Annotated in this window: 1 protein-coding gene; it reads left to right on the top strand. The window is 74.4% G+C overall.

Features of this window, described 5'->3' with window-relative positions; all coding sequences use genetic code 11:
- Window positions 1-40 precede the first annotated feature (40 nt).
- Window positions 41-8,226, top strand: an 8,186-nt coding sequence (locus ABTY62_RS33985) for a type I polyketide synthase (protein WP_502997576.1), incomplete at its 3' end; no start/stop codon positions are given.

The raw sequence follows: 8,226 nt of genomic DNA, 5'->3' as shown, positions 1-8,226 counted from the left end.
CAGTCGGCACCAGGTTCCGCGGCCATTGGGATTGAGAGAGATTCAGATGGAAAACGAAGACAAGCTCCGTTACTTTCTCAAGAGGGTGACCGCCGACCTTCATGAGACCCGGCAGCGCCTGCGGGACGCCGAGTCCGGGCGGCATGAGCCGGTCGCGATCGTGGGCATGGGATGCCGGTTCCCCGGCGGTGTGGACGGCCCCGAATCGCTGTGGGAGCTGCTGGCCGAGGGGCGGGACGCCATCTCGCCCTTCCCGGCGGACCGAGGCTGGGACACCGACGGGGTGTACGACCCGGAGCAGGGGCAGCGCGGCACCTCCTACGTCCGGGAGGGCGGGTTCCTCACGGACGTGGGCGGCTTCGACCCCGCGTTCTTCGGGATCTCCCCACGCGAGGCCCTGGTGATGGACCCGCAGCAGCGGCTGCTGCTCGAAGTGTCCTGGGAGGCCCTGGAAAGAGCCCGCATCGACCCCCTGTCGCTGCGTGGCAGCCGCACCGGCGTGTTCGTCGGCAGCAACGGCCAGGGATACGGCCGGCTCGCGGCCCGCAGCGAGGGCGCCGTGGACTACATGACCACCGCCGCCACCTCCAGCGCGCTGTCCGGGCGGGTGTCGTATGTGCTGGGCCTCGAAGGCCCGGCGCTCACAGTGGACACCGCGTGTTCGTCGTCGCTGGTCTCGCTGCACCTGGCCGCGCAGGCGCTGCGCCAGGGCGAGTGCTCGATCGCCCTGGCCGGCGGGGCGACGGTGATGGCCGACCCCGGCCTGTTCATCGGGTTCAGCCGGCAGGGCGGACTGGCCGCGGACGGCCGCTGCCGTACCTTCGCGGCCGGGGCGACCGGCACCGCGTGGGGCGAGGGCGCCGGGATGCTGGTGCTGGAGCGGCTGGCCGACGCCCGCGCCAACGGGCATCGCGTACTCGCCGTGATCAGCGGCAGCGCGGTGAACCAGGACGGCGCGTCGAACGGCCTGACCGCCCCCAACGGGCCCTCGCAGGAGCGGGCCATCCGTGCCGCCCTGGCCAGTGCGGGGCTGACCACCGACGATGTGGACGCGGTCGAGGCGCACGGCACCGCCACCCCGCTGGGCGACCCGATCGAGGCCGAGGCGCTGCTGGCCACGTACGGGCAGGGCCGCACCGCCGACCCGCTGTGGCTCGGCTCGGTCAAGTCCAACATGGGCCACACCCAGGCCGCCGCGGGGGTGGTCGGGGTCATCAAGATGGTGCTGGCCATCGAGCACGGACTGCTGCCGAAGACGCTGCACATCGACGAGCCGACGCCCGCCGTCGACTGGACCAGCGGAGCGGTGTCGCTGCTGACGGACGCGCGGCCGTGGCCGCCGACCGGCCGGCCCCGCCGCGCGGGAGTGTCGTCCTTCGGGGTCAGCGGCACCAACGCACACCTCATCGTCGAGCAGGCACCGGAGCCCGCGTCGGCTGAACCGCCCGGGTCCGGCGAGCCGTTCGTGTCCGCGGAGCCCCCGGTGGCCGCCACCACCGCCCCGCCCGTGCTCGCCTGGCCGCTGTCGGCGCGCACCGGCCAGGCCCTGCGGGCACAGGCCGGCCGCCTGCTGGCACACCTGGACGCCCACCCCGAGACGGCCGCCGCCGACCTCGGACTGTCCCTGGCGACGACCCGGGCCGCCCTCCAGCACCGGGCGGCCGTGGTCGGCGCCGACCGGGACGGACTGCGCACCGCCCTCACCGCCCTCGCCGACGGCACACCCGCCCCCGGCGTGGTCCAGGACGTCGCGGGCGACGGCCACCTCGCCTTCCTGTTCACCGGGCAGGGCGCGCAGCGCGTCGGCATGGGCCGCGAACTCCACCGCGGCCACCCCGTGTTCGCCGAGGCGTGGGACGCCGTCGCCGCCGAGCTGGACAAGCATCTCGACCACCCCCTGAACAGCGTCGTACACGGGACGGACCAGAGCCTCCTCGACCGGACCGCATACGCCCAAGCGGGCCTGTTCGCCCTCGAAGTGGCGCTGTTCCGGCTGCTGGAGTCGTGGCGGGTGCGCCCCGACTACCTCGTGGGCCACTCGATCGGCGAGATCGCGGCGGCACACGTGGCGGGTGTGTTCGACCTGCCCGACGCCTGCGCACTGGTGGCCGCGCGCGGCCGGCTGATGCAGGCGCTGCCCGAGAACGGGGCGATGCTGGCGGTGCGCGCCCGCGAGAACGAGGTGCTGCCGCTGCTGGACAAGCGGGTGGCGATCGCCGCCGTCAACGGGCCCGAGTCCGTGGTGGTCTCCGGTGACGCCGAGGCGGTCGACCGGCTCGCCGGCCACTTCCGCGCCCTGGGCCGCAAGACCAAGCGGCTCCAGGTCAGCCACGCCTTCCACTCCCCGCTGATGGAGCCGATGCTGGCCGAGTTCGAGAAGGTCGCCCGCGGCCTGTCGTACGCGCCACCGGCCATCACCGTGATCTCCGATGTCACCGGCGAGGCGGCGGGCGCCGAGCAGCTCGGCGACCCCGCGTACTGGGTCTCCCACGTACGCCACACCGTGCGGTTCCACGACGCCGTCCGCTGGCTCGCCGACCGGGACGTCACCAGGTACGTCGAGCTGGGCCCGGACGGGACGCTCTCGGCGATGGCGCAGGAGGCCGTCGGCCGCGAGAACGCGCTCTGCGTCCCCCTGCTGCGCGAGGGCCGCCCCGAGCCCCGCACCCTGCTCACCGCCGTGGCCCGGCTCCATGTGAACGGCCTGTCACCCGACTGGGCCGCGGTCTTCGCCGGGTCCGGCGCACAACAAGTCGACCTGCCCACCTACGCCTTCCAGCACGAGCGCTACTGGCTGGACCTGCCGCCCGAGGAGCCCGGAGCGGACAGGCTGGGGCTCACCCCGGCGCCACACCCGCTCCTCGGCGCCCAGCTGGCCCTCGCCGACGGCGACGGCCACGTCTTCACCTGCCACCTGTCGACCCGCTCCACCCCCTGGCTCGCCGACCACGTGATCACGGGCTCGGTGCTGTTCCCGGGCACGGCCTTCGTCGAACTGGCCCTGCACGCCGGACACCAGGTCGGCTGCCCGCTGCTGGAAGAGCTCACCATCCAGGCGCCCGTACCGCTGCCCGAGGGCGGCGGCGTCCGGCTACAGATCCTGATGGGCGGCCCGGACGGGACCGGCCGCAGGCCGCTGACCGTGTACGCGCGCCCGGACGACGGGCCCGACGACATGCCCCACGGCGCCGAGTGGATCCGACACGCCGAGGGAACGCTCGCGCCGGGCGGGCAGGTCGCGACCGAACCGCTCACGGCGTGGCCACCGGCCGGCGCCGACCCCATCGACCTCGACGGCTACTACGACCGGCTCGCGGAATCCGGCTCCGACTACGGTCCGGCGTTCCGGGGCCTGCGCGCCGCGTGGCGCCTGGGCGACCAGGTGTTCGCCGACATCGAGCTGGACCAGGAACACCACGCCGCGGCCGAGTCCTTCGGGGTGCACCCGGCGCTGCTGGACGCCGCCCTGCACGCCGTGGGCGGGCTGCGCCAGGACCAGGGCCCGGGCGTCCGGTACCCGTTCGCCTGGCAGAACGTGGCGCTGCACGCGGTCGGCGCGTCGGCGCTGCGGGTACGGCTGACCCCCAACGGCTCCGACGGCGTGTCGGTGCTGGCCGCCGACGCGACGGGCCAACCGGTCGCCACCATCGGCTCGCTGGTGCTGCGGCCCGCGTCCCCGGCGGACGGCGTGTCGCACCCCGGGCTCCGCGACGCGCTGTTCGGCGTCGACTGGCTGCCCGTGACCACCACACCCGTCGGCGCCGGTCAGACGCCGACCGCCGAGGGCTGGGCGGTGATCGGCCCGGAGGGAACAACGCTGGCCGGCCCCGCCGATACCCGCTACCCGACCCTGGCCGAACTCGCCGAGGCGGTCGACCGGGGAGCGCCGCCCCCCGAACACGTCGTCGTCGACCGCTCCACGCCGCCCGGCGACCCCGCCCTGCCGACAGCGGTGCGCGAGGCGCTGTACGACACGCTGGAGCTGGTCAAGGGGTGGCTCGCCGATGAGCGGTTCGCCGCCTCCCGGCTCGTGGTGGTCACCCGCGCGGCCGTCTCCGCCCTGCCCGACGAGGACATCCCGGCACCCGCGCTCGCCCCGATGTGGGGGCTGCTGGCCTCGGCGCAGGCCGAACACCCGGGCCGGATCGTCCTGGCCGACCTGCCCGCCGCCGAGGACGGCCCGGCCGGCGTCGCCGCGCTGCGCGGCGCGCTGGCGTCCGGCGAACCCCGTATCGCCGTGCGCGGCGGCGAGGTCCACGCCGCGCGGCTGACCCGGCTCGCCGCCCCGCGCGGGGAGGCGGCGCCCTGGACCGACACGGCGGGCACCGTACTCATCACCGGCGGCACCGGCGGCCTCGGCAGCCTGGTGGCGCGCCACCTGGTGACCCGACACGGCGTACGCCATCTGCTGCTGACGAGCCGGCGGGGCCTCGATGCGCCCGGCGCCACCAGGCTGCGTGACGAGCTGGCCGCCGAGGGCGCACAGGTCACCGTCGCCGCGTGCGACGTGTCCGACCGGGCCGCACTCGCGGAACTGCTCGACACCGTACCCGCCGACCACCCCCTCACGGCCGTGGTGCACACGGCCGGAGTGCTCGACGACGCGACCATCGAATCGCTCACCCCGGAGCGGATGGACACCGTGCTGCGGCCCAAGGTCGACGCCGCCTGGAATCTGCACGAGCTCACCGGGGAGCTGTCCGCCTTCGTCCTCTTCTCCGCGGCCGCCGGCCTCCTCGGAGGACTCGGCCAGGGGAACTACGCGGCCGCCAACACCTTCCTCGACGCGCTCGCCCAGCACCGCAGGGCCCGCGGACTGCCCGCCGTCTCCCTCGCCTGGGGCGCCTGGGAGCCCCAGGACGGCATGACCGCCACCCTCACCGACACCGACCTCGACCGGATGAGCCGCCTCGGCACCCGGATGATCTCAGCCGAGCAGGGGATGGCACTCCTCGACGCCGCGATGGCCACCGACCGCGCCGTGGTGGCGCCGTTCCGGCTCGACACCGCGATGCTGGAGCACCTGTCCGACGTCCCGCCGATCCTGCGCCACCTCGTACGGGGCCCGGCCCGCCGCGCGGCACACCGGGGCGCGCCCCAACCGACGGAACTCGCGGACCGGCTCGCCGGCGCGGCCGAGGCCGAACGGCCCCGCATCCTGGTCGAGCTGGTGCGCGGCCAGGTGGCCGCGGTCCTCGGATACGCGGCCACCTCCCAGATCGAGGAGGACCAGGCGTTCAAGGACCTCGGCTTCGACTCGCTCACCGCACTCGAACTGCGCAACACCCTCAACGCGGCCACCGGGCTGCGACTGTCCGCCACCCTCATCTTCGACTATCCGACGATCCGCGAGCTCGCCGGACATCTGCACGACGAGCTGGTGGCGCCCGGCAGCGCGGTGCACACCGCCAGGGGTGCCCGGCCGCTGCGCACCGCCGCGCCCGCGGACGACGACCCGATCGCCATCGTCTCGATGAGCTGCCGCTATCCCGGCGGCGTACGGTCGCCGGCCGACCTGTGGGACCTCGTCACCGCGGACCGGGAAGGGATCTCCGGGTTCCCCGAGGACCGGGGCTGGGACCTGGAGTCCCTCTACGACCCCGACCCCGAACACCGGGGCACCACCTACACCCGGGAGGGCGGCTTCCTCGAGGACGCGGGCGCCTTCGACGCGGGCTTCTTCGGCATCTCACCCCGCGAGGCCCTGGCCATGGACCCCCAGCAGCGGCTGCTGCTGGAAACCTCCTGGGAGGCACTGGAACGGGCCGGGCTCGACCCGGTGTCCCTGCGCGGCAGCGACACCGGTGTCTTCGCCGGGATCATGTACCACGACTACGCGAGCGGCGACGCCGACTTCCCCCCGGAATCCCTGGGTTTCCTCGGCACCGGATCCTCGGGGAGCGTGCTCTCCGGCCGGATCTCCTACACCTTCGGCTTCCAGGGACCGGCGCTGACGGTGGACACCGCCTGCTCCTCGTCGCTGGTCACCCTCCATCTCGCCGCCCAGGCGCTGCGGCAGGGCGAGTGCTCCATGGCGCTGGCCGGCGGCGTGACGGTGATGGCGGGCCCCGAGACCTTCCTCGACTTCGGAACGCAGGGCGGCCTGGCCGCCAACGGCCGGTGCAAGTCCTTCGCGGACGCGGCCGACGGCGTGAGCTGGGCCGAGGGGGTCGGCGTCCTGGTCCTGGAGCGGCTCTCCGACGCGCGCCGCAACGGCCACCCGGTGCTCGCCCTGGTCCGCGGCTCCGCCGTCAACCAGGACGGCGCGTCCAACGGCCTGACCGCGCCCAACGGCCCGGCGCAGCGGCGGGTCATCCGCCAGGCCCTCGCGAGCGCCGCGCTGTCGCCCGCCGACATCGACGCCGTGGAAGGACACGGCACCGGCACCACCCTGGGCGACCCGATCGAGGCCCAGGCCCTGCTCGCCACCTACGGGCAGGGCCGCGCCCCCGACCGGCCGCTGCTGCTGGGCTCGATCAAGTCGAACATCGGCCACACCCAGGCGGCCGCCGGGGTGGCCGGGGTGGTCAAGATGGTGCAGGCGATGCACCACGGCCTGCTGCCCCGCACCCTGCACGTGGACCAGCCGTCCACCCATGTGGACTGGGCCGCCGGGGACGTGGCGCTGCTCACCGACCCCACGCCGTGGCCGGAGACCGGCGGACCGCGCCGCGCGGCGGTGTCGTCCTTCGGGATCAGCGGAACGAACGCACACGTCATCCTGGAACAGGCGCCGCCCCCGCATGAGCCCGCACCACGCCACGACGCGGACGTGCGGCACGACGCGGCAGAGCGGCCGGACCCCGTTGTCGTACCGTGGCTGCTGTCGGCCAGGACACCGCAGGCGCTGCGGGCACAGGCCGCCGGGCTGCTGCCCCTCGTGGCGGGCTCGGCCGACCCGGGCCCGCGCGCCCTGGACATCGGGTACTCGCTGGCGACCTCGCGCGCGGCGTTCGAACATCGCGCGGTGGTCCTCGCCGAGGATCCCGAGGAGGCCGTGCGGGCGCTGACCGCGCTGTCCCACGGCGAGACCGCGGCAGGACTGCTCGTGGGCGACACGCGCGCGGGGGGCGCGACCGGGTTCCTCTTCGCCGGTCAGGGCTCCCAGCGGCTGGGTATGGGGCGGGAACTGGCCGAACGGTACCCGGCGTTCGCCACCGCGCTGGAGCCGGTGCTCGACGAGCTGGACCGCCACCTTCCCCGGCCGCTCCGGGAAGTGCTCTGGGGCTCGGACGACCAGCTGCTCGACCGCACGGACTTCGCCCAGGCCGCGCTCTTCGCCGTCGAGGTGGCCCAGTTCCGGCTGGCGGAGTCGTGGGGGCTTCGGCCGGACTACGTGGCAGGGCACTCGATCGGGGAGATCGCCGCCGCGCATGTGGCCGGTGTCCTGTCCCTCGCGGACGCCTGTGTCCTGGTGGCCGCGCGCGGCAGGCTGATGGCCGAACTGCCCTCAGGCGGCGCGATGGTGGCGCTCCAGGCGGCGGAGGACGAGGTGTCCTCCCTGGTCAGCGATCGGGTGAGCATCGCCGCGGTCAACGGGCCCCGGTCGGTCGTGATGTCCGGAGACCAGGGCGTGGTCGAGGAGATCGCCGCGCGATTCGCCGCGGAGGGGCGCAGGACCCGCATGCTGCGGGTGTCGCACGCCTTCCACTCGGTGCTGATGGAGCCGATGCTCGCGGGGTTCCGGGCCATAGCCGAGGGCCTGACGTACAACACGCCGACGATCCCGCTCGTCTCGAGCGTCACGGGCGCGGCCGCGGGCCCGGAGGACATGTGCTTCGCCGAGTACTGGGTGCGGCATGTCCGGGCCACCGTACGGTTCGCCGACACCGTCCGATTCCTGGCGGACCAGGGCGTCTCGCGCTTCGTGGAGCTGGGCCCGGACGGGTCGCTGAGCGGGGTGGCCCAGGAGTCGGTGACCTCCGATACGGCGGTGTTCGTCCCCCTCGTACGCAAGGACCGGCCGGAGCCCGCCGCGGCGCTCACCGCGCTCGGCCGTCTGCATGTCCACGGCGTACCGGTGGACTGGTCCGCCTTTTTCGCGGACAGCGGCGCCCGGCGGATCGACCTCCCCACCTATCCGTTCCAGCACGAGCGCTACTGGGCCAAGAGGCGCGGCGGCACGGCCAACCCGGTGGCGTTGGGGTTGGGTGGGGTGGGGCATCCGGTGTTGGGTGCGGTGGTGGTGTGTGCGGGTTCGGGTGGTGTGGTGTTGACGGGTCGGTT

This window comes from Streptomyces sp. NPDC097640, assembly GCF_040302705.1.
In the GTDB taxonomy this organism is placed as follows: domain Bacteria; phylum Actinomycetota; class Actinomycetes; order Streptomycetales; family Streptomycetaceae; genus Streptomyces.
Note: the sequence above shows the minus strand (reverse complement) of the source record. Positions and strands in the feature narration are given on the sequence as shown.